At 60.8% G+C, this 23,314-nt stretch carries 6 protein-coding genes; 1 reads left to right on the top strand and 5 read right to left on the bottom strand.

Translation table 11 applies throughout. The features are described 5' to 3' along the window. Positions 1–35: 35 nt before the first annotated feature. The 5 genes from OKW29_RS02680 to OKW29_RS02700 form a co-directional block, all read right to left on the bottom strand. The gene (locus OKW29_RS02680; protein WP_429289849.1) at positions 36–275 is read right to left on the bottom strand and encodes a hypothetical protein; all 240 of its coding nucleotides are present in this window, start codon (positions 273–275) and stop codon (positions 36–38) included. Then, on the bottom strand, positions 262–10,713 hold the full coding sequence (locus OKW29_RS02685; RefSeq protein ID WP_429289850.1) for a neuraminidase-like domain-containing protein: 10,452 nt from the start codon (positions 10,711–10,713) through the stop codon (positions 262–264). The genes OKW29_RS02680 and OKW29_RS02685 overlap by 14 nt, the downstream gene beginning before the upstream one ends. A 267-nt stretch (positions 10,714–10,980) precedes the next feature. Then, the gene (locus OKW29_RS02690) at positions 10,981–12,009 is read right to left on the bottom strand and encodes a hypothetical protein (RefSeq protein ID WP_429289851.1); all 1,029 of its coding nucleotides are present in this window, start codon (positions 12,007–12,009) and stop codon (positions 10,981–10,983) included. Then, the gene (locus OKW29_RS02695; protein WP_429289852.1) at positions 12,006–12,299 is read right to left on the bottom strand and encodes a hypothetical protein; all 294 of its coding nucleotides are present in this window, start codon (positions 12,297–12,299) and stop codon (positions 12,006–12,008) included. The genes OKW29_RS02690 and OKW29_RS02695 overlap by 4 nt, the downstream gene beginning before the upstream one ends. Positions 12,300–12,376: 77 nt before the next feature. Beyond that, the gene (locus OKW29_RS02700) at positions 12,377–20,302 is read right to left on the bottom strand and encodes a SpvB/TcaC N-terminal domain-containing protein (RefSeq protein WP_429289853.1); all 7,926 of its coding nucleotides are present in this window, start codon (positions 20,300–20,302) and stop codon (positions 12,377–12,379) included. Positions 20,303–21,421: 1,119 nt separating this feature from the next. Between OKW29_RS02700 and OKW29_RS02705 the strand changes: the two genes are divergently transcribed. Next, positions 21,422–23,314: a phospholipase D-like domain-containing protein gene (locus tag OKW29_RS02705; RefSeq protein WP_429289854.1), complete on the top strand. Its 1,893-nt coding sequence runs from the start codon at positions 21,422–21,424 to the stop codon at positions 23,312–23,314.

Genomic DNA, 23,314 nt, shown 5'->3' on the forward strand with positions numbered 1-23,314 from the left:
ACCGACCGCCAAATACCGGAGCGGTACGGCGAGCCTCACGCCGACCGCTCAAGCACGGCCACGAACCCCGTCCCCTGCGCGAACAATACTTGCTTCAGCACCAAATTCGACTGTTCGTCAATCAGCTGGTGGACCCTATCCTCGAGCGCCGCCAACGTCGCACCCGTGACGAACTGGTATTTCCCCTTCTTCTCGTGGTGCATTTCCCCGGAACCGTGGCCGGGGTGCTCCGCCTTCCCTTCCCCGGTATGGGCAGCCGGCTTACGCGCAGTCATGGCAGCCTCCTTCATGAACGTCGAATGGTGTACTCGGCCGCACGGTCTCGCAACAACGTTCGATGACTTCGTAACGATACAACACGAATACCCGCTCCAGCCCGCAAGTGCGGCCTGCAAAGGTCAACGTCATCGTATGGTCTGGATGGCAGTTGTCGAGCGGAGCGATACGTATCTCTCCGCTGCCGTGATACAGCCTCGGCCAATCGACGCTGCTCTTGCATTCGATTTCGAGCTCGTCCGGCGAACATTCGCTGTCCGGGTGGTCCACTGTCACTTCGACTAGATGGCTGCCGCGCTCCGCTTCATGCACGCAAGGACACTCCTCGATGCGCGGACATTCCTGCTCGCAGCAATGACCGCTGTCGAAGAGCACGGCCACCTTGTCGACTTTGATCGACGGATCGCCGGGGAGATACGGGAAGAGCCTCCGAGAGATGGGCAGCGTGATGACGCCTCCCGGATGCTCCTCATCTACGCGGCTCCTCCACTCGCCGCGCTGAAGCGCGTTGCGCGAGCGACGCAGCTTCTCCCACGCATCGGGAAAGTCGCGATGCACGTCGAGATAGACCCATCCATTGCCGGGCAGCTTCTCGCGCGCGGCCGCCCGAGCCGCATCGCGCAATGCCGGGCCACCTTCGCGCGACGTATAGTTCAGGTGCAGAATCGTGTCGGTCAGCGTATCGAGGTCGAAGTTGTTGTTCTCCTGCGGCAGTTCAATGCGCCAGCAGCTGACGGCCCCAGCATATTCGAATGGCAAATGCCGATCGTCATGAAAATTCAATTCGAACAACCCGCCATCGTTTCGGCCGCTCGACGTCGCGATCGCCTCGCGCGCCCCATAGAGCTTCACGCCACGTGGATCGCAGCATCCCGCCTCGTAATGCTCGTGCGAGGGATGACGGCATCCGCAGGCGCCCTTCGGCTTGTCACTGCAGCAATGCGTCACGGGGCACGGCAGACACGGGTCGATCCGCGTCCAGCTGTGCAAGAGCGTCAGCTTGCAGTGCACGCCCGTATAGGGTCCGGTTACACACGGTATCGTCACGCTCACATTCTTGAGGCGCCGCATGTACTGCCCCGGATAGTCCATGTCGAACATCCACTCGGGTATTTCGATTTCGCAGTATCCGGTCAACCTGAGCTGCAAGAACTGCAATGGAAAATGCAACGCGAGCGACACATGCTTGGTTAGCTCGTACTCGCGCTGATGGCAACGCAGATACTCCTTTTCCATCCGGTCGAGCGCGAGTTGGAGCTTGTCACCCGCGAGCAGACCTTCGTGCAGGCCGTTCCAGCTTTCGCACGGCAGGAAATTGCGACCCGTGAAACCGAGCTCGAAATTGAAAGCCCGCTGCGCCTCACGCACGACATGCTGCGCCAGCTCGTACATTTGCCAGTACATGGCCATGCCTTCTTTCTGCAGATATAGCCATAGCTCGTGACTCGTGAACTTGTCGCGCAGGAGGTTCAGCCTCTCGCGCGATTGCTCGAGCGACTGCTGATGCAGATTCAGTTCGAGCAAGCTCTCGTTGGCCTTTCTCTCCGCGGCGAGGATCTGGATCTCCATCTGTTCGATTTCAAGATCAAGTACCTCGACTTGATGCACCCACTCGTCAAGCCTGCGCTGCCAGCCCCCTTGCGTCAGATCAAGCTGCGCATTGAGGCCGGCGATCTCGCCGATCTCGTTCGTAATGCGGGCGATCGTCTTGAACATGCCGGCGAGCTTGGTGCCAAGCGGAAGCCAGGTTTCCTCGCACGGGAAACCGACGAAAAGGTCTGGAATCAGCTCCATTGCCTCCGCCACGGCCTCGATCTCGGTCGCGGTGCTGCGCAGGCCGATCTCGTTGTTCATATTATCCTGATAGTCGAGTTCCCCGTTGATCAAGCCGACATCGATCAGTCGCTTGGTGTACCGACGGTTCGTCTGCTGCACTTCCTTTCCCTTGCGCAGCGCCTGCACCTGCCAGTCCGCCTCGCGCCATTGCTGCTGCCGGATATCGACCGTCATGTCGGCTAGCTCGGTCTCGTGCCGCGCGTGCATCTGCGCCAAATACTCGCCGTCGCCGCGTTCGAATGCGCTCAAGAGCGCCGCGCCCATTTCGCGCAGGCGACCCACGGATTCTCGTGCTTTTTGCATCAACACGACGAAGCGATACTGCGTGGGCGGGTGACACCAGTCCCAGTCCTCGCAACAAACCGGTTCGTCGCACGGCCGGTGGGGCGCTGCATCGCAGCAGCAAGGATCCTGCCCCCAGTACGGCGAGCCGCACGAACCCGCCACATCCGGATTGCGCAACCGCTTGTCGCTCAGGCAACGATGCACGAGCGAAAGGCCGTCTCGCACATGACAGTACAACTGCATTAGCTGTGGATTGAGCGGCGGGTTCAACGGCACGAACGTCGCGACGGTTCGCTTGCCCGACTGCTTTACATGATTGCGCACGGTCGGCGGACAGGGGCCGAGAATAGTCGAAGCGGTATCGAGAACAAGCCGCGCCTGCTGCGCCGACTCGCGCGAATTCTTGCGCATCAGCGCACGCGCCCATTCGACGAGCGTTTCCACGTAAGCGAGCACGATCGCACGATCGCGCGCCGTCTGTGCTGAGATCTTCGTACTGTCGCAGCACATGTCGACTGGCACCTGTCCCTGGCCGGGCACATCCGCGCTGTCGGTCGAGGGCAGATGCGTCGCCGCCGCCGGTTGCTCCGCCACCGCGACGTCCGCCGGTCGGCCGGCAACATCGACAGTTCCGACGGTGCCGCCACCTGGCCGGCTGTCGGTGCCGCAATGCATCCACATATTGTCGGATTGCAGCGGATTACGCACGAGCTCGTACCATTTTAGGGCCGGCTCGAAATGACAATGGCAGCGCAGCGCATCGGCAATGGCGATCGACGGACTGAACATCGATTCGATAAAAAGCCGCTCGCCAGGCTCGACGAAAACAAAATAGGGATAGGCTGGCAACCGCGCAGGGTAGGGACTCTTGACGGGCGTCGGATCCTGCACGAGCGGCAGCGTCACGCAACTCTCCACGGCCATGTCGTAACGAAAGCCCGGGGCGTCTGCGCCGTTGTAACCGGCAGGCGTCGGCGGAATGCCTCCGGTTACAGCGAAGGTCAGCGAGTCGTCCAGCCTCCCGACGTAGGTCAGGTCGGGCGTCGCGCCGACAGACAGCTTGACCAGTCCACTGGAATGACGCGGCTGCTTGAATTCGCCGTTATGCACTCGGCACCACGCGAGACGCACGGCGGATTCCGGCTTCCAGTCGAGAAGCGTCGGCAGTTGCTGCGGGTCATGCCAATATCGGGAGACTTGTTCCGATGGGTCGTAATACTCGTCCTGAAGCGGCTCCTCGAATGTCTGCGCCGGCAGTAGCCAGAAATAGTATTCGTCGACGAGTGGCGGATGCGCGCAGCCACATTCGGTGCAGCAACCCGGTTCCGGATGAAAATCGCTCGGGACGAACGCCGCCGCGGCAGGCGGCACGCCCCCGGCGGCAACGCGGATGAAACGCACGCCAAGACGGATGGCCGCCTCGATCCAGAGCGGCAGCTTGTCGGACGAGGCAGCCGGTGATCCGCTCGTGGCCGACATCGCGATCACCTCGCCCGCAGCACTTGTGTCCGCGACGCGAGCAATCGTGGTCGGTGGTGGATTGTTCGCGCCTTGGGGTGTCCCTTGAGGCGCACCAGCGTCAGGCGCGAGCCACGAGGGTCGGGCATCGCGCTCGGGTGTCCCCAGCACGCCGAGCCCTTCCCTCGGCGGCGTGAGTGAGCGGAGCGCGGAAGGCGTGCACCGCTGCAGCAGTTCGACCGCCGGATGCGATGGCGGTAGCGACGCCGCCCAGTATTCGAGGCCGCCGGGCGCAGCCAACGTCAGCGTCGAGCGGCGCAATTGATCTTCGAGGAACTGGAACGCTTCGATTCTGCGCGCCTTTCTCAGCTCGTCCCACGCGATCCAATTCTCGCGGTAGAGCGTCCGGCAGCGGCAACTTTCCCAGACCTTATAGCTGGCAAACACGTTCTTCCACAGACTCAGGAACGACGGTCCGATCGTCCAGTCCTCCAACCCCAGCCGTGCGCGCTGCACGAACGTCTGCACCGCCGTAATCCCTTCTTCGATACGGCTGGCCCTTTCGCAGAAGCCGGCTTCGACGTCAATCAGAAGTAGCGCGCTCAACGCCTCAGGTGATTTTGCGTGACCGCCCCACGGCAGCGGCACCCGATTCATTCCGCACAAATACGCAAGCAAATGCGCTCGTGCATGCTCGCGCAGGCAATCGTTGATTTTTCGCAGATCGTCGTAGCGGCGCAGATCGGGTTCGTCGGGCTCTATCATCGCGTTTTCGAACAGCCGCACCAAATCGAAATTGCCGGGCTGCGCTTCACTGGGCACCAGAGCCCCAGGGTCGTCCGATGCCCATAAGTCCGGCCGTGCGAGACGAATGTCATTCGGCGGGCAACGTTCGATGAGTTCGTCGATCCACTGGTTCGCATGCCAAACCCTGATGGCCCATCGATCGTCCTTCAGGTCGTCGCTGACGATCTTGTAGACGTGCGTCGTCTGCGTCGAGAAATACGACAGCACGCAGGGTGCGTGATCCAGGTCGACGTCGAGATGGCGCAGCAGCTGAGCGGGGTTGTCGGGTTGCTTCTCAGCCGCTTCTTCGAACAACAGCCAGACGGGTCTTGCGTGCGCCCCGTCCTCCTTTCCGCTCTCGTCTTCCTTTTCGTGCCCGCGCATCCTCGTGTAATCGAACATCCTTTCCCACCAATCGAACAGCGCCTGCTTGCGCTGGCTGCTCGGATGGGTGCGCTGATCCTGGCTCGCTGACGGTGGTTTGTAATAGTCGAGGAGCGGCAGCAGGTTCATGTCGAAATTTGCTGCATGCCTGACAAAACCGGGATTTTGGTAATAGCTGACGCCCGCGAACAAGTCCGCATGCCCGAACATATAGCCGAGCTCGGACTGACCAAACGGCTTCGTCGGATGTCCCGTGAGCGCGAAACGATGCGTGAACAACAGCGCCTTGAACGCGCGTTGGTAAGTACGGCGTATGTCGCGCAGGGTGCTCGTGTATCTCAGGTACAGGTACTCGGCAACGCTGCTGCCCTTCGGAAAGCTCATTTTGTCGATGAGCTGTTCGTCCTTGCTCACGCAAAAGAGCTTATCGAGCGGCAGCACCACGAGTTGCCCACGCGTATCGGCGCCCGAGTACTTGACTTCGAACCCCGTATGCAACGGACGCACGTCGTCTTCGCCCGCAAACTGAGGCTCGTTCTGGAAAAACTCAACTTCGATGTTGTATGCACCCGACTTCAGACGCAGCGTCGACTCGCTTTCGCCATGTTCGTCTTTCCAGTGATGAGACAGCACCGCCCACGTCTTCTGTCCGCGGCTCAAGATGACTCGCCAGCGGCGTTCCGGAATGCGCTCGTGCTCGTCTTCTCCGCCTTCGCCCTTCTCCTTGCCTGCGTTCCTGCGCGGCACGTCAGCTTCGAAGTGGTAGCGGCCTTCTTCGTCGATCATCAGCACGCCATGCCACTTGATATGAAAGCCGGCAGCACCGCCAAGCTCGGTGCCGCGACGGTTCTGAATCGCAAAACCATTGCGCACGCCGAGGAGCCTCAGCTGCTCGGGTGAAAGGCTCAAATCGAGAGCCGGCAGAATCGTAGGCAATGGCGCATTCTTTTCGCTCTTCTCTGTATCGAACGCCCGCATGTTCGCACGCAGCTCGCGCCAGACGAGCTCACCGCCTTTGGTGTGAAACTCCCCCATCAATCCTGTGCCGACGAGTCCCAGCAGCGCTGCAAACGCCCCGCCAGACGGCAACGGCTTCCACATGACATCGGGTATTGCACCCGAATCGTTTTCCCACGAAGTCAAACCGCGGTTCTCGTCGCCGAAGAGGTGCTGCAGAATCAGCCATGCCGTTTGCGTCTCGTGCGGCAACGGCGCGTCAGTGCAACCGCAAAACGAAGCGCTTGCGACAGCACCAACATGGCCGACCAGATGTGCAGCAATCACATGGCAGCGCTTGACCATCAGCGCAAACCGCTCGAGAAACCAGTGCCAGCGTTTTTCTTCGTCGGGCTCGGCAATCAAATGTTTTTCCGCCGCCGCGAAGTCGGGGAACAACATGGCAAACGGCGCGAGGTCGACGCGCGGCATCGCATACAAGTTCTGCACCGCATGTTGCTCGTCCACCGTCAGGTCACGGATGTGCACCAGCTTTTCGATCACGGCGCGATCGGTCAGCGGCAGCTGCGTGCAGAGCTCGTTGGTTGCCGCATCGAATCTGAACGGACCTTCCGCCGGCGTATTCCACATGTCGGCCGATGCCGTCGTCAACGGCGTGCGGTATTGCCGATCCGTCGCCCCGACGGTAACACCGGCGCGCTCGAGCATGCGGGGAAAGAAGTGCTTGCCGAGCGAAGTCAAGTAATCGGTGCCGCCGGGCGGCACGGCATAACCGAACTCCTTCTTCAACGCGCTTTCAATCCGATGCCACGTCCAGTCGTGAATCTCGCTTCCGTCGACGGTGAGAGCCAGCAGCTTCTTGCGTAACGCATTCAGGCTGTGGCCCCGCGGATTATCAGCGTTACGCTCCTGCGTCTGCCGTGGCTCTTCCTCGGGCAGATCGAAAGGATTGTCGAGTGATTCGCTGGCGTCCTGCAGCGGGAACGGATCGTCGCCGTCAAGATGCGTATCTTCCGAAAACAAGTACAGCAGTTCACCGATGCCGAAACGCGAGGCGGTGACTTTCGCGAGGACTTCGGCAAAGCGCAGCGTATATGTCGGCAGGAAATGCCAGCTATCCTTCGCGACGGTCGTCGAGAAACCAGCCAGTTCCGCCAGTGGATCAAGGTTTTCGACCAACAGCTTGATGAAATGGGGCGGACGTTTCGGGCAATGGTCGATGCGTGTCTGGGCATAGCGCATGACGCGATCGACGAGGTGACGCACAGCCCCCTTCCACTTCGCCGCCGAGGGCCCCTTCCATAGCGCGAGCACATGCGTTCTATCCGCGCCATGCGCACCCTTCGTTGCCGTGCCATCGGTCAGACGCAAGCTGAACTGGTCGCGTAGAATCTGGAACGATACTAGCTGACGGATGAAGTCGGGGTTGATGCTGCCGCCGATGAAAAGCTGCAGCACCTCGCAGATATCGCAAAGCTGAGTGAACGTGTAGCGCGCGCCGCATACGGTCTGAAGCTTGCGCCACAGTCGAAGGTATACCGCGAGGAACCTCAACGCGTCGAGAGGATCCTTTGGGTCCTGGAAAGCGATCCGGTAATGCTCGGGGCAGCACGGCTCACAATCGGGTAGCGATCCTGACTTATCGCCCACATCCGTCGCATCCGTGCCGGCAGGCGCAGCAGGCGCGTTGGTATTGCGCGGCCTTTGCTGCTGCACAACGGCGAACCGGAAGCAGTTCGATTTTTGCAGCTCGACAAGTTCGCAATGAGTGAGGCCCGTACGCTTCAGAAATTCAGGCAAACGCAATACGACGTCGACCCAGTTGAAGCCCCCCGGGTTGTCTACGGGGAAGCCATACAGCTCGTACAGCACCAATTGGCCTGACGTCGGCACAAGCGCGATGTCTTTGGTGAAGAGAAGCTCGTACTCCTCGGGATTGATGCCGAGATACTCGATGCCGATATCGATCTTTACTGGGTATCGCCATAAATGGCTTTGAAACGTCGGCGCAACGATTGTCGGGTCGAGCGCGAATTCGGTGATCTCCTTTCTGAAACTGCGCATTGCCGCAAAACGGCACGATGAAAGCGCATCGAGATACGCGCGGTTGACATCGAGAGGCTGCGCATACGGCAGCGCAGGTGACGAAAAGTCGGTTTTCAGCGCGTCATACGCCGCCCGGTTTGCAACCGGCGTGGCCGGCGAATTGAACTCGGGCAACGCGCGAAACAAGCTGGCCGGCGGGTGGCCTTTGTCCGTATTCTCGATCACGTCAGCGCACTCGTCGTCGGAGCACAGCTTGTGATCCTTCAGGTGATGTTCGGCAGTGTTGTAGACGCCGCCGGAAGCCGGTGGCGCAACAAGGTTTTCGAGTTGCTCGATGACGATGTCGACGAGCGGCAGCGGCGTCATTGCGTTCGCCGCGCTCACGTCCAGCAAGCCTGGGTCGCTGCGGCGGGCGGCAATTGCCTCTTCGAGCGTCGGCCTGCCTTGATCGGGCGGCGCAGCAGGCGTCGCGCAGGTCGAATTCTCCGAAAGCCGCAGCAGTTCATGCAAATACTCGACTGTGCCCGTGGGCGACAGGTAGCACGGCGGGACGCAGTTCTCCAATCCGCCGGGGTTCACAGGCTGAAATGGCCCAGATGGCGGCGGCGCGGGAGGATTGATGCCGCCCGCCGCGCTCCAGATTGCATTGGCCTGATCGAACGCGACGGTCCCGCGCATTGCATCGGCAAAATCCGTCTGGCTCAGCCGGTTGATGTCCGCCGCGCTGGTGAAGCCGCGCGCATACAACGCTTCGGCGATGGAAAACGCCAGGCTCGGCACGGGCGGCATCACATTCGATGCAACGCTGGCAAGCTGGCACAAAGCGTTCAACGTCGTGACGCGCTGAACGAGCCACGCCTGTGCCGACGGGTCACCGGGCAACGCCGTTTGCGCGGCAGCGGTCACGTTCGCATCCACAAGTGCGCCCGCGCCGAAGGAGAAGGTGCCGCCTACCAACCCCTGATATGCGCTGACCCAGTCGGTAATGACGTCCACCGTGGGCAAATCGAGCACGGGTGTGGGGGGCGCGGCGGCAGACGGCACGGGTGCGATCCCGAAACCTACCGCAAAGAATTTTTGGGCGTGGCGAATGAACGCCGCCACACGAGCTTGAGCCGTTCCCGGCGCGGTGAAGGGCGGTAGCAGCGCGGTGTTGGGCGGCGTGCCGAACAGATTCTTCCAATCCGTGACCGACATCAGTGAAAGTTGGCTCACGCTCGTCACGGGAATGGCCCGAATCGCAGCGATCAACGGCTTGTGGTCGTTCGTCACCGCCGCGAGGTCGAGCGAGAGATAGGCATTCGGCTGCACGGGCGCGGCGATTTCCGGCGTCCAAAATCCGGCGGTATCGTCACCCGGGTAATAGCCGCGCCAGCTGGCCGCCGACGGATACGCAAGCCAATCATTGATAAGGGGGGTGAGCGTGGCATCGACTTCGCAGAACGGTGCGGTAGCATCGTATTGCACGCTAGGCACGAGTGCCGCAATTCGCCGAGCGGCCTGTGCGGGATTGACGGCAAGCGAATCGCTGATGGTGCCGGCATCGACGGCCGCCGTCAGCGCAGGTAGCGTGCGTTCCTCGTTGTCGCGGCATGCGAGCTGATAACGCTGCTTCGCCGACATCTGCAACGGCAGCATGACACCGAGCGCATAGAAATACTCGGCCGGCACTCTGAATGCGGGCATAAGCGCACCGCCGCCGCTCGCGACCAGCACGACATCGGCCTCGCTGATCGTTGTGGTTGGACTCGGCACACCGGGGTTGACCGGAAAGACCATCAACGCCATCGCGGCGTCGATGCTCATCTGTTCGCCGGCCATCGCGCAGCTGAGCGCAAATGTGTAGCGAGCAAGCCGATCGACGTTGGCGTTATGCGTCGCGTAATAGCTGTTCAAGTTGCCTTCGAACTGCTGCCGGTTCTGTTCGAGCTGATTGCCGATCGTGCCGTCGTTCGGCAGATCTGTATACAACGCACCGAGATCGTCGTATCCGGTCGCACCGCTCGTCGGCAGCGCCGGCGGCGCCGGCAGCGGATCTAGCGAGCCCCAGATAATTTCATTGGCGATATGCGTCGCCTGGGCCGGCGTGATGTCGGTAATCGCGGGCACCGGCCCCTGATCCGCAGCCAACACCGTTTGCACGGCGGCTTTCAGCGATTCGAAATCGGGTACCTGCCCCTGGCTCAAGTCGATTTGGGCGAGATTGGGCGACAGGGGGCGAGGCAGGGGCAGATAGATCCCGACCGCGCTCGCCCGGAGGTCAGGGTACGTTGGCGGCGTAGGCAACGCACCGACGGTCACGACGTTGACGTCATAGTAGACGAGCCTGCTTGCGATCTTCGTGCCACTGCGGCTGATTTCAAGCCGGATATCGGCCGTCGCGTATTCCTTGTACCCGGCCGGCAGCGTGATCGCGATCACCGCCGTTGCTTCGGATTCTGGGTAAATCGTGAGAGGCAGCGGCGGAATCGGCGGCGTGTAATGCTGAACGATGGTCGTGCTCGGGTCGGGGATAGGCGGCGCGGCCGGTGCCACGAATGTGGCGTCACCGATATGCTGACCTACTATGGGATGGCCGACGCTCAGATCGAAGGCCGAGATTTTCAGGCCGGTCAGAAAATCGCTGAAACTTGTGCCACTGATTGGTGTGACCGGGTGGAGCCGGATCACGAGAATTTGCGGCATGGTCTATCTCCTCGGCGCATTTTCGTTTCGTTGAAGTCGTCGTTGTTTAGCGGTATCGGCGCGATTTTCTGCGAGATCATCCTGCAGCAGTTCGCTGATTGTCTGCTTTAAGAACGCGGACCGTTCATCCCACAACTCGGGCTCGAGCAAGCTTTCCGGGAAGAGGGAGGATTTGCGTCCGTCCTCTGGATGGAAAGGAAATTCGCCGGGTCGATGAAGGACTTCGGCGTTGGATTTTATACAGTCACTCGCCACATATCGCATGCATTAACCCTCAGGGCGCCGCATCAGGAGGGGTTTCAGAAATTGATTCAGCAGCGCCAGTCTCGATACGAGCGCCGAGTAGTGGCCGTCCCGGGTGATTGCGAGGAAAGACGCCTCGGTTTCGAGGAAGGTGTCGAGTTGGTGATCTGCAGTCCAGCTCAGCTCGATGTGATCCTTATTGAGAATGGGGCGGAACAGTTCTTCCAGACGCAGCAGACTGATACTGCGGGCGCCTCCCAGTTGTTCAATCTTTTCTCCGAGTTCGCTTTGCAGGGCCTGCTCGGCGAAAAATTCGTTCGGCAGGCCCGTGGCGGGGTCGTTTGCCATCCACGGGTGGCGTTGCGCAAGTGGTCCTAAAGCTGGCTGCCAGGTTGGCCCTCCAGGCGCTGCAGCCGGCTCCATTAGCGCCACCTGGCTGGCTGCAGCGCGGACTATGTGCAGGCTTCTTTCGAATTGCGGGTGCGCTTTCGCGAGGCGCGGCAGCAGATCGCGGGCGTACGACCAGCCCTGGAATTGCTGCTCCTTTCTCGCGTCGGTGCCCACAAATACGATCTTGTCGGGCCGGCCATGACGGACAGCGCCGAAGAGCAGCACTAGCAGACGAGTTTCCCACCAAGCTTGGCCTTCCTCGAGATCTATGACGGCAATTTCCTGCGCTGCTGCCTGCCTGAGGGTGTCGAGGATCTCGGTCGTGCTGCTGTCGCTGAGTGGCTTGCCGCGAACGCCGATGTTGGCAGGCACGGTGAGACCGCTCGAGCCCAGTTCCCGGCCTTGTGAAAAGTCGAGCTTCACTCCCCTGTATTCGACGACCGCGCCGCGATCGATAACTGCGTCAAGGAATGCAAGCGCTAGCGGCAGCAGACTGAGGATTAGGATACCGATCAGAACGGCGGTTTCCGATTGCGTGCTGGGCCAACCTGCCGTGGCCCGGAATGTTCCGAACAGGAGCAGCAGCCCAACGAGCAGCGCGGCGGCTGTGATGAGACAGGTGCGAGGGCCAAATGGCCACAGTCTTCGTCGCGTATCGATCATGACGATGCCCACCGTATTGTGGGTTGGCACAGCGTGTTCAGCATGTAGCGCCGCGCCCAGTCGTAGAACTTGTCCAGCCAGGAGCCGAGCAGGAAGATCAGATAGCCGAAGTGATAGCTCGCGAACAGGAAGGCGGCCCAAGATTGTGCGCCGTCAAGCTCGGCATAGCGATCTCCCAGCACGACCGGGTCCACCTCGCTCATCAGCAGCCAGGGGAGTAGTGCGCCCGGCAGCAGGATGGAGACGAAGTCCATTAGGCCGGTGAAGAATTTCTGAGGGTCGAAATTCATCTGTCTTCTTCGCTATCGCGCAGTCGCAATGCCGTGTTGTGTGCCGTTGGGCATATTCGTGGTCTCCCTATTACAGGTTAGGGAACACCGTAAAGTTGCTTGATGTTCCACTCCAGCCCGCCAACAAATTCATTCAGCTTCCTTGTGGCCTTTACGGTTAATTGCTTGTCGATGGCCTCTTTCCGCCTTTGAGCGTCCGATGCGGTCAGGCCGCGGTCGTCAAGCCCGGCCAACTTTTGCGATGCTGCGGCAAATTCAGCATCGGTAAGCTTGACCCGCACGGCCTTGTATTTGCCGTTCGCCTGCTGTACCGCAACCCAAAGCCCTTTTTCGTGGAATTCCTTGAGTAAGGCTTCGGCGAGTTGCTGGGGGCCGCCCACGACATTGCGATTTGCTTCTCCAACGGTACGTCCGATGATGTTGTTGCGCAGGTCTATGGACTGATCCGCTTCCTCAAGGGTATTGAACTCCTTGGTTGCGGCATCCTCATTAGCGATCGCGTCTGGATTGACTTCATGGGAATCCGCAATTGCCTTGGCGGTCGATTGGTCATACGATTTCGTCAGCATGGCCTGCCAGAGAGTATGGCGAATGGCGTTGACTTGGGATCCCATACGTTGGGCGTTTTCAGAAAGTCCCAACTTCGTCGAGAAGCGAACAGCCAACGTATTGAAGGTCGGATTCTTAGTCTCGATCTTGTCATCGAAAAGCAGATTCTTGGTATTCCACGCGGCACGCGGGTTCCAAATGCCTGCCCAAGTTTCCTTCACGGTTCGCCAATCCCAGAAATCACTTCCATCGGGATCAACCCAACGTTCGGGGTTGTCCCCAGCGTATCCATAAAGATCAGGCAACGCCTCATTCCCGGGCATTTGGGGCTCCGCGTAACCCTCGCTGGAGGAGTCGCTCGGTTTTTCCGGATTGTTCGGAACATTGACGAACCCGCCTTGGGAGGTCGCACCAAATATCTTGCCGATGACCATTTTGGGCTTACTCTTCTTCATTTCTTGGGTCAGTGATTTCGGATCGCAACTCACCCATCTCCCCAACCAAGCCGCGTAGTACCGGGCTCCGAAGTAATAAAGCTCACTCTCCCCCTCCCGTTCTTTCCCCGTATACCGATACCGCTTGGTTGTCTCCATCTGGCTGCGCACGGCCTGATAAGTTGAGCTACCGTAGGGCGCATATTCCTCGTAGGAAATGATCTGTCCTTGGTCATCCAGTTCCAGGCTGGCCGACCCGAGGTGATTGCCGAACTGGTAGCGGATGAGTTGACGTGGCGCCTGGTCGTTGCCCGCCGTGTCGAGCGTGCGCGTCTCCACCAGCGCAATGCGCTGCTTGTCGTCCATCACATGCAGCGTCTCACGCTCCCGCGTGGCGGTGTTGGCGCCGATCGGGCCGCCGTGCCTGCGGAAGATCTCGAAGCCGCCGAGGTAGATGCGCTCTTCGGTAAGGCCCGGGGCTTTCTCCCACACCTTGCGCACGCGCTGACCCGAGGCGTCGTAGACGTAGAAGGCCGTGCCGCCACCACCCAGATCAGTCTGGTGTAGCTGGTCCTTGTAGTCCCAGTGCATGTTCGGCCCGGGCAGGCCGCCGCCCAGGTGCGGCATGCGTAGCATGTTGCCGTGGGCGTCGTGTAGGTAGGCTTCCGGCTGCGGGATATTACCTGCAGGGTTGAGTGTGGTGCGGGTCAGGCGGTTGCTGTTCTTGAGCAGCGCGCCTGCGTTGCCGTCTTCAATCAGGCTGGGCTCGAGGTAGTCGTAGGCGCGGGTCCAACCCGCATGCGCCGGGTCGGTGCCGCGGTGCTGCATCTGCAGGAAGTTGCCGACGGCGTCGTACACATAGCGCTCAATGTACGTGCCCATGGCGTTGCCGTCGCCAGGTTGCAGCAGCCCCACGCGATCCGCGTCGTCGTGCGAATGGAGAATGGGCGTTCCGCCCTGGCCCAGGTGCTCGCGGCCGGTGGCCTGGATCAGCCGGTAGAGGGCGTCATAGACGTAGTCGTTGCTCGGCTCGACGCGCTTGTTCCTGAAGTAGATGGTCTGCTGCGCGTCGTCCTGGATGTGGGTGATGTTCCCGGCCGGGTCATAGGTGTAATGCAGGTTCTGCACCTGTTTGCCTGGCCAGCCGGCAACGTGCAGCTGCGGATCGTCGCCTGGGAAGTCCGCTGCCTTGCGCTTGGTCAGCAGTTGGGTGAGTCGGAAGGTGAGCGGGTCATAACTGTAGAAGGTGCTCGCGCCATTCCTGTAGTCGATGCGCTGGCGCTGTCCCTTGGCGTCATAGCCGATGTTGCTAACGCCGACCGCGGACGTCGAATCCGCTATGGAATCGAGCAGCCCGGCCGGCTCGGCGGCACACTCCAGCCACACATCCACTCGCTCCAGCAGATTGGCCTCGTTGAACACCAACTGGATGACATTGAACTTGCTGCGCCCCAGACTGCTGCGGGGCGCGATGGACTGGATGGGGCGGTTGAGCGCGTCATAGTAGGTCCCGCCTTCGAAGCTCTCGTCATCCAGTTGCGGGTTCAGGAGCCAGTCTGGAACGGCGGTGTAGTCGCTGACGAGTCGCCGGGTGCTGCGCAGCAGATTGCCCTTGAAGTCGTAGGCCTCGTTTGGATTGCTGTCGGCATCGAGCCGTGCGTTGGTGGCCACGCCGGCCGAATCGAAGTGGCGATAGATGCGCCTGCGCAGGTTGAGCGCCTCGGCGTTGGCGATGCCCTCGCCGTATTCAATCCAGTCGACGAGGATGTCGCGGTTGAGCGTGCGCGGGTCGGAATCCGCGCTGGTGCCGCGCACGGCCTGCTCCACTGGGCGGCGCAGCGCGTCGTAGGCGATGGTGAAGTTGTGGCCGCGGCTGTCCCATGCGCGAATGGGTTTTCCGGCCACATCGTTCAACATCCATCGCGCACCGGCTTCCATGCTGAGCTGGTGGATGCGGTTGCCCAGCATGTCATAGGTGTAGCGTATGACGATGCGGCCGAGCATGTCGCCCGCCTGATGGATGGAATCGCGTACGGCGCGCTGGTTGCCTTCGACGTCCAGCTCGACGCGGGTGGTTAAGCTGTCTTCGCTGCCATCGAGATCGTGGCCGAGGCAAACGACGCAGTTGCGCGCGAGGGTCAGGAAGGGGCGGCCCAGGGCATCGAAATGGGCGGTGGTGGGCGTATCGGCATGCGCTTCGGCGCGCACGGCGGCGTTGCGTTCGTCCACGCCCACTGCACCACCGATTCGCTGCGCGCGCCAGGTCTGCCAGGTGGCCGGCTGGGTCTTGAAGTATTCGGCGACGTAGCCGCCGATGTCGGGGTCGGTGCGCGGGTCGCCGGTCTGCACTTTGCGCGGCGCGCAGGTGTCGTTGACGTCGTAAGTGATCTGCTGCCACGGGTCGAACACCACCTTCTCGTAGGTGTGGTTTGGGTGCAGCGTGGCAATCACGCGCTGGGCCGGGTCGTAGAACAGTACTGGGCTGACGCCGATGCGGACCTCGAACTCGAAGCGGTGGCTGTCGGTGAAGAAGGGCTCGAACTGGCGGACCGGCTTGCCCTTGTTGTTGAAAACCGTCCAGCCACTGCCGACCCAGCGCGGGCCCACGTCATTCGGTGTCACCACGGGCTGACCATCCGCGCCGACGATGATCGTGCCGGTGGGGTCACGCTGGGGCACCGGACCGGGTTCGGCCTGGATCTTCTTCTGGATCTCGCGGCCGAAACCGTCGGAGTAGGAAAAGCTGAGCTGGATCTTGAGACCCTCCGGTGGCAGCGCAGCGCTGACATGCGTTTCGCGGGCGAGCGTGACGGCGCAGGCCGGCTGCCACTTGTCCGGCTTGTCGGGGTTGGCCTGGCGAGTACGGCGGAAGCGGTCGAGGTCGTAGACGATGCGCGTGGTCGCACCTTTCAGCAGCGCCACTGCGGTGGCGTGCGGATCGGCGGCATCGAAGAAGCCGTCGAGCTGAGCTTGCGTGAGGTTTGCAACGAAGCCGGCGAGCGTGTCGCCTTCCACCGGCGCGGGCGCCGGTTTGCCCATGACCGCGGTGCCCACCACCATGCCCAGCGTATCGAACGCGACTTCCGTCCGGTTCCGGTTCGGGTCGCTGACCAGGCGCGGCTGCAGGACGCGGTAGTCGTTGGCGTTGACGGTCACGCGGTTGCCAAGAGCATCGCGGGTCTCCGTCATCAGCAGGTCGTGGGCGTCGAATTCAACGAAGGCGTGCTGACCGAACGGGTCGCTGTAGCGGCGCGGCAAGAAGAAGTGCTGCCGGGCCTGCGCCAGTTCGGTAGCGGCGCTGTCAGCGGGATTCGAGCTGTAGAAGGATTGCCCCGAGGGGACCCACCAGTGGTCATCCGCATCGCTCGCCGGGAAGCGGCCATCCGCTTTGAGGATCTGGCTTCGCAGATAACCGCCCCGGTTGCCGGCCTGGCCATTGAGCACCGCCGCAGGATCTGGAAACAGGGGCTCGTCGGCCTGCCCTTGGCGTGGACGCTGGAAGACCTGCTCGAGCAAGCCGTGAGTGAAGGCAAGCTTGTAGCTCTCGCCGGGCAAAGCGCGCGGTTGCAGCTCACCAAGCGGCAGGAGGCCGCTGAGATCGTCTCGCCGATGAAGGGTACGTAGCGATTCGATGGGGCGACGGCGCTTGCTCCCGGCGGCAGTGGCCTCGTAAGCGACTTCCGGGGCGGTGAACTTGTGACGCAGGCGGCCGGGAGCGGCGGGATCGGGCTCGACGAAATCGGTCGCCCGGTAGCGACCCGCCGTGCCTGTGGCCGTATAGCCCGTCAGCTCGAAAGTAATCGCCTCGCAGGGCAGCGGATTGCGGTGGGTGTCTGACGATCCGATGGCGTTGGTGACACGGTTCTCCGTGTAGGTGAGCAGCGCCGTAGTCTGGCGGTCGCGATCCCATTGCGTCCACAGCGGCGAGATGCGGCGCCCGTAGCCGATTGTGGCCTGCTTGAGTACGTTGCCGAAGTCATCGACTTCCAGGGTCAGCGCGTGCTGGATGCGCGGGTCGGCTGGGTTGCGCTCGAAGTGATAACTCAGCGCCTCGTTCGCATGGCTGAAAAAGACCGCGTGGCGGTTCGCGCCGCGTTTCTGCAGGGCGCGTATGGTGAAGTTCTGCTCGGTGACGTTATAGGGCGTGCGGGCGCGCTGGATCTGTTGCGGCGTGGCACCTGGGTGATCCGCGTCGTCGGCATAGACCTCCTGGCGCAGCATGGAGCCCTTGAGGGCACGACAAGCCTCGCGTTCTTCGTCCGGCGTCAGGTCCGCTGGGACAATGGTGTCATCAAGCAAGAGCGGCCGCGCGGCTTCGACGGTAAGTCCGGGCTCACGGAAATACTCGCTTTCGAAGTGGCGCGAGACGCGTTCCCAACCGAGGTAGACGCCAGTATGGAACCAGGTCTTGGTGTGCACCGGCGGCACATGCGATGCAGCGGTGATGTTATCTGCCAGGACGCTGCCGTCGGCGAGGGCGGCGAGCTGTTCCGGGTCCCATTGCTCCACCATGCCGAAGCCGCGGAACTCGCGCTCCTCGCCGTCGAAATAACCATGATGGTAGGCGTAGCGAGTGACGAAGCGATTGCGGCTTATGTGGTCGTAGGTCTCGACGCGCTCTACCACGTGGACAGGAAAAGGCAATCGCGTGATCCACGGTTTGCTGTCGCGCTTGTCCTGCAGGTAGAACTTGGTTGAGGGGGCGTAATCGACACGCGTCTCCGCCCCGAGGTTGTTGACGGTCTTGACCAGCAGATGCGGCTTGCGGCCGCCCATCAGGTTGACATAGCGCATCGGCCGCCGCGCATCGCCCGGCAAGGGGGAGGACCAGACCAAGCAGGCGGTGCCGTTGCCGAGCAGGTCGGTCGGGACGATGCTTACGAGGTCATCGATGCGTGGAAACACCTTCAGCGTCTGCGGCTGGCTCCAGCCGTTGCCCGACTGGTTGAAGTACAGGCGCACGCCGTCGCGGTGGAGATAGATGATGTCGGTGGTGCCGCTGCCGTCGATGTCGGCCAGGCGGATACGCTTGTGGTCGAACTGGTCCGAGTTGTCAAACCAGGGCGCGTTGTCCATCGTGACCTTGGCGCCGAAACGGCCATAGCCCAGGTTGGGCCAGTAGCAGACTTCGCCGTTGCGAATGCGGCAGATGTCGGTCAGGCCGTCGCCGGAGAGGTCGGCCAGGTAGATGGACTGGGTGCCGTCAGAGAGGACAATGCGCGGGCCTCTTTCCTCGTCCAATGCCTGCGCAACGCGGCGGGCTGGGCCGAAGCCCTCTTCGGCGAGTGAGGCATGCCAGACGAAAGCGTCATCTTCGGTGATGAGCACGTCGGCGCGGCCGTCGCCGTCCAGATCGACGAACTTGAGGTTTGGGTCGCGCAGGTCGCGGTTCACGCGCGAGGTGAACGGGCGGAAGGGCTGCCAGCCCTCGGCGTCGTCATGCTCGTACAAGCCGGGGACGGGACCGTCCATGACAACGACGTCGGGCTGGCCGTCCCCCGCGAGGTCCATGAAGTCGGCCCCGCTGCTCAGGGCCACATTGGGCTTGAGGGCGACGGTTTCGAGGGGCGCGAACTCCGCCGCGCTGGCCAGCGGGCTCAGGTTGCGCTTGTAAAACCAGGTACCGGCCTGCTCGGTGAGGATGCCGGGGATGCCTTCGCCGTGCAGGTCCGTCCATCGATAGGCGCTGCCGTCTAGGCCGATGGGGAGGTTTTCCAGGCTCTGCGTATCGACTTCCTCCACAGCGTCCTGTACAACAGGCTCGGTGTACTCGAACTCGACGGGCGGCAGGCTGCGCTGGTCGTAGCCGCCGTTGGTGCGGCGATAACGGCTCTGGGTGACAGCCTCCAGGAACGTGAAGATGGGGTTGCGGACATCGGTCGGATCGACTTCGTCCGAGTAGCTAAAATCCGTCGAGCGTACCAGGCAATTACGTTCCACACCGGCTTCAGCCGGAAAGTGGTGGAACATCAGGACGCGCTGGCAGATCCGATAGGTACGAACCTCAAAGCCGGCGCGGTAGGACGAGAACGGATCCGGCCGTGAGGGCCAAGGGCCTGCGTCGTTGGGCGCCGGCGCATTGGCGTCGTGTTCGCCGTAATCGAAGACAACTTCGAAGTGCAAGGCATCGCTGCCGTCAGGTGCGCCGGCATCCGGAGGCTCTGGCCAGGCGGCGTTGGCCTTCAATTCCGGAAAGTAGGGCGAACGATTGCCGTAACGAATGCGCTTCAGATAGCGCTGCGCTGAACGGGACTGATTAGTGCGGTTACGTTCGTGGGCCTTGGGCAGATTGTTGCCGGCCGAAACCTCGAAAACTTTCGCCGAGTCCTCCGCCTTGTAGCCGTAGACGATGACGTTGCCCTTGTCATCGTGACTTTGGCAGATCAGCCAACTGAAGATGCGGCTTGGGTCTGCAGGATCCGCAATACGGCTATCGGCGGTCTTCCCGTACCACGTGGTGATGTTGTCCTTAGAGATGGACCGCCAGAACACATCGGTCGCGACGGTGGTGTTGGTCCATCGCTCGACGTGCGCAAACAGGCCCTCGATGCGCGGCCGGTAGCGACGGATGCGGTAGATCTGGCCATTTACCATTCTAGGTGAAAGCTCTTCTCGCACCCATTTGCCGTTGGCATTCTGCACAAGGACGGGCACCAGGTCTTCCGCGCCCGAAAGGATGAAAACGTCCGAATCGACAGCGTCGCAATACTGCGGTAGCCCCTTGTCGGTCTTGCGCGTGAGCGACGGCAGGGAAAGGCTCCAGCCGAAGCCGAACGGGCCGTTCCCGGCGCCGGAGTCGTAAGAGAGTGATAGTTGAGGCCCGAAACCGGAACGGCCCGGGCTGGTGGCGATCGGCACCGACATCGATCCCGTGCCTGTCACCGGATTGGCGGCGAACTTCTCGCCAATGCCGCGGATGGCGCCGCCGCCTTTGGGAAGCGTCAGTGTAGGCGCGCTGACACCGGACGCGTTGGCTGTCGCATGCCCGTCGCCTTCACGTCGTCCCTGAAGATTGGCCACGATCCCACCTTTACAGTCGTCTACGTTTTTGTGGCTCTAAGGCCATCGACTTCAACAATACGTGCGTCTTAGTTATGTCCTTTCAAAGGCAAATGTGCAACGGATAGTGTTTGAGGAATGTTGTCCATTTATAGTCGAGGAATACCGTTTCTAGCAAGGAGCTAGCACCCACAATCCGGGTGGGCGAAACCATGACATGAAAAGTGCACCTGCTTGTCATGTTATTCGTTACACCGCTGTTCTTTCATAACGCAGTCGGCAAGTTTGGTACGGCCAAGAATCGCCCGGCGGCCAATTCTCGGTGAGTGACTGTTTAAACCTTGGAAGCCGCCGTTAACCTCGCGCTTACTCCAACTGCCATTGAGGGTCGCTTTGGTGCGTTCGCGATCTGCCCGGATCGGCCAACCCGCGTCGTTCTCCTTTCCGGTTGGACAGACGGTCAGACGTCGGCTAAGCGTTGCGAACGGTCATTGGCCTTCTAGAGATGAACCCCGGCTCTCGTCCATCCACACATGCTGTCCGCAGCTCGTGTCAGAAGCGGCCGAGAAAATCCCGTCGCGTCGTTGAGCAGTTCGCGTCGATTTAGCAAACGCATCATGAGAACTCTCACACCGAAGACGGTCACAAAAGCATGATAAGAAGGCGCGAAAGGCATAGGTATCGGCATGCATCCGCAAGGCCATCGGCTATTCTTCAGATGCTGCGACCAGCGCGTCTCCGGTCAGCTCTGAAACCTGCCGTAGGAACGGATCCATTACCGCGGAAAGTGGCGAAAGGTCCGCACAATTCCGCGTACGCGCGGGAGCGGTTGCGTTTCCACGGCGCGATGCCTATGCCTACGCACAACGCGCTGCCCGTTATCCAGACATCTGTTTCTTCGCCGATTTGCGCCTTTTAGGAGTGCGACGATGTCACAGGAATTTTGTACGGCACGACTCGCGGTGTACTTCTAGGCTAAACGCGGGACAATCAGTATCCGCCGTGTGATCAGATCTCGATCAGTCTTTTCAAGGAAGATGCTTAGACTCGGTGACTTCACAAACTTGTCACTGACTATGTCGACGATTACCAAACTATGCTACCGGGAACTCAGTTAATTAACGTAAGTGAGGAGACGTCATGCCATTCATCCGTTCTGCGAACGCTTATGCGAATAATGCTGTCGCTTACCTGGCATGGACAGTAGATGCAGCCATCCCAGACTGCCTCGGATTCGAGATTACGCGCATCTATGAGGACGGCAACAAACGCGTACTCGCCGCTTGGGTGGCCTTCGATCGTCAGTCCAATCCGAAATGGTTGCCCGAAACGACGTCCGTCTGGCCGGTCCAGAAATTTACCTGGCGCGACCTCACCGTGCGCCAGCGGCGCGACCAGGCAACACTGCGTGCTGCTGATCCCGTTCTGAAGTATTTCGTTCGTCCTGTGGCTCATATGCGGGAAGGCCTGGAACCCGTACCAGCACCTGCAGCGGCAGGTTACAGCGGTGCGCCTGTGCCACTAGGCTATCTGGACGAAGGAATAGAAACCAATCAGGTCGCAGTGACAAGCACGTTCGACGAGGTGCACGCGGCGTTCAACAGCGGCATTCTGTCTACGCAATGGCTAACGCATGCAATGGAACAGACCCTAGGACACGTGCCGACGAAAGACGATATCAAGACGGAAATCGCAAACGTCGATAGTCCCATCCGGGCGTATCTCGCCGGCGATCTTCCAGTCATGATGAAGGATTTCTTCGACCATCTGAAGAATGGAGGCGAGCTATTTCTCGCGCTTTACGAGCTGACCGATCCACTGCTGGTCGGTCTGATCAAAGAGCACGCCCCGAAAATTCACCTGATTCTTTCGAATACCAGCCTCGATAGGAAGAGCGAACAGTGGGACCTAGAGAACAAGCCTTTCCGTGCCCAGTTGCATGGAGCAGGTCTTGCCGAGATGTACGACCGGATGTTCAACAACAACGCTCACATCGGGCACAACAAGTTTGGTGTTTACGTTGACAAAACTGGACAGGCCCAAACCGTTCTCGCCGGAAGCACGAACTGGACGCAAAACGGCCTTTGTGCCCAGAGTAATAACTGCTATCTAGCGGAGCACAAGGAACTGGCCGAGCAGTTCCTTGACTACTGGAAGGGACTGCGCGACGACAGCGGACATTTCGAGCAACCCCACCCTCTCTCTGCTCCGACGCGCAACGTGCAAGGTTCGCCTCTACGTAGCCAAAACGCTGCGCCACTCAAGGCACTTGAACTGACGAACGGGGCAGTTCGTCTCTGGAGGTCGCCCAACACGCGTCAGGCTAACAAGCCGTCGACGAGTCCTGCTCTGCCGCCGGACCTTACTGAGGTATATGGTCTCCTTCGAAACGCCAGGCAGGCCGTCTTCTTCGCAGTATTCCTGCCCGGCATGAAGGGAGCGACCAGCATCATCCAGGAGGCGATCGACATTGGCCGCAAGGACAGTACCTTGCTCGTCTATGGCGCAATCAGCAGTCCGATGGCCATGCCTAACTACATCAGCCCGAAAGACAGAGCGGCCGGTGGTGACGACGACAGTGAAGACACACCAGACGCGCACTATGAGCCGTCGTTATTCGAGGAGAGCGGAGTGCATATCGTGCGCGCCAATGCACTGAACGCGGGCGATATTACGGGTAACTTCGAGCGCGAGATGCTGAACGCTGGCAACGCGATCGTCCATGACAAGATTCTCGTAATTGATCCGCTCTCTGCCGATGACTGCGTGGTGGTGACGGGAAGTCACAATCTCGGCTACAAGGCATCCTACGCGAACGACGACAATCTCCTCATCGTTCGACGTAACCCGGCGTTAGCCAAGGCTTACATGGTCCACGTCCTTGACCTATACGAGCATTATCGCTTTCGCGGTGTTCAGGCAGAGTTAAAACATGACGGAAAGCGGCCGTGGAGCGGGTTTCTCAAGACAGACGCCAGTTGGCAAAAGACGTCCGACATGCAAGTACCCTCGTTAGCTCGTTACCTTGGCTAA

The organism is Paraburkholderia sp. CI3 (genome assembly GCF_050436505.1).
Classification (GTDB): domain Bacteria; phylum Pseudomonadota; class Gammaproteobacteria; order Burkholderiales; family Burkholderiaceae; genus Paraburkholderia; species Paraburkholderia tuberum.

Excerpts from the sequence above, each read along its gene's own strand:
- OKW29_RS02685 (WP_429289850.1), bottom strand. The coding sequence starts at position 10,713 with ATGCCGCAAATTCTCGTGATCCGGCTCCACCCGGTCACACCAATCAGT.
- OKW29_RS02690 (WP_429289851.1), bottom strand. The coding sequence starts at position 12,009 with ATGATCGATACGCGACGAAGACTGTGGCCATTTGGCCCTCGCACCTGT.
- OKW29_RS02680 (WP_429289849.1), bottom strand. The coding sequence starts at position 275 with ATGACTGCGCGTAAGCCGGCTGCCCATACCGGGGAAGGGAAGGCGGAG.
- OKW29_RS02695 (WP_429289852.1), bottom strand. The coding sequence starts at position 12,299 with ATGAATTTCGACCCTCAGAAATTCTTCACCGGCCTAATGGACTTCGTC.
- OKW29_RS02705 (WP_429289854.1), top strand. The coding sequence starts at position 21,422 with ATGCCATTCATCCGTTCTGCGAACGCTTATGCGAATAATGCTGTCGCT.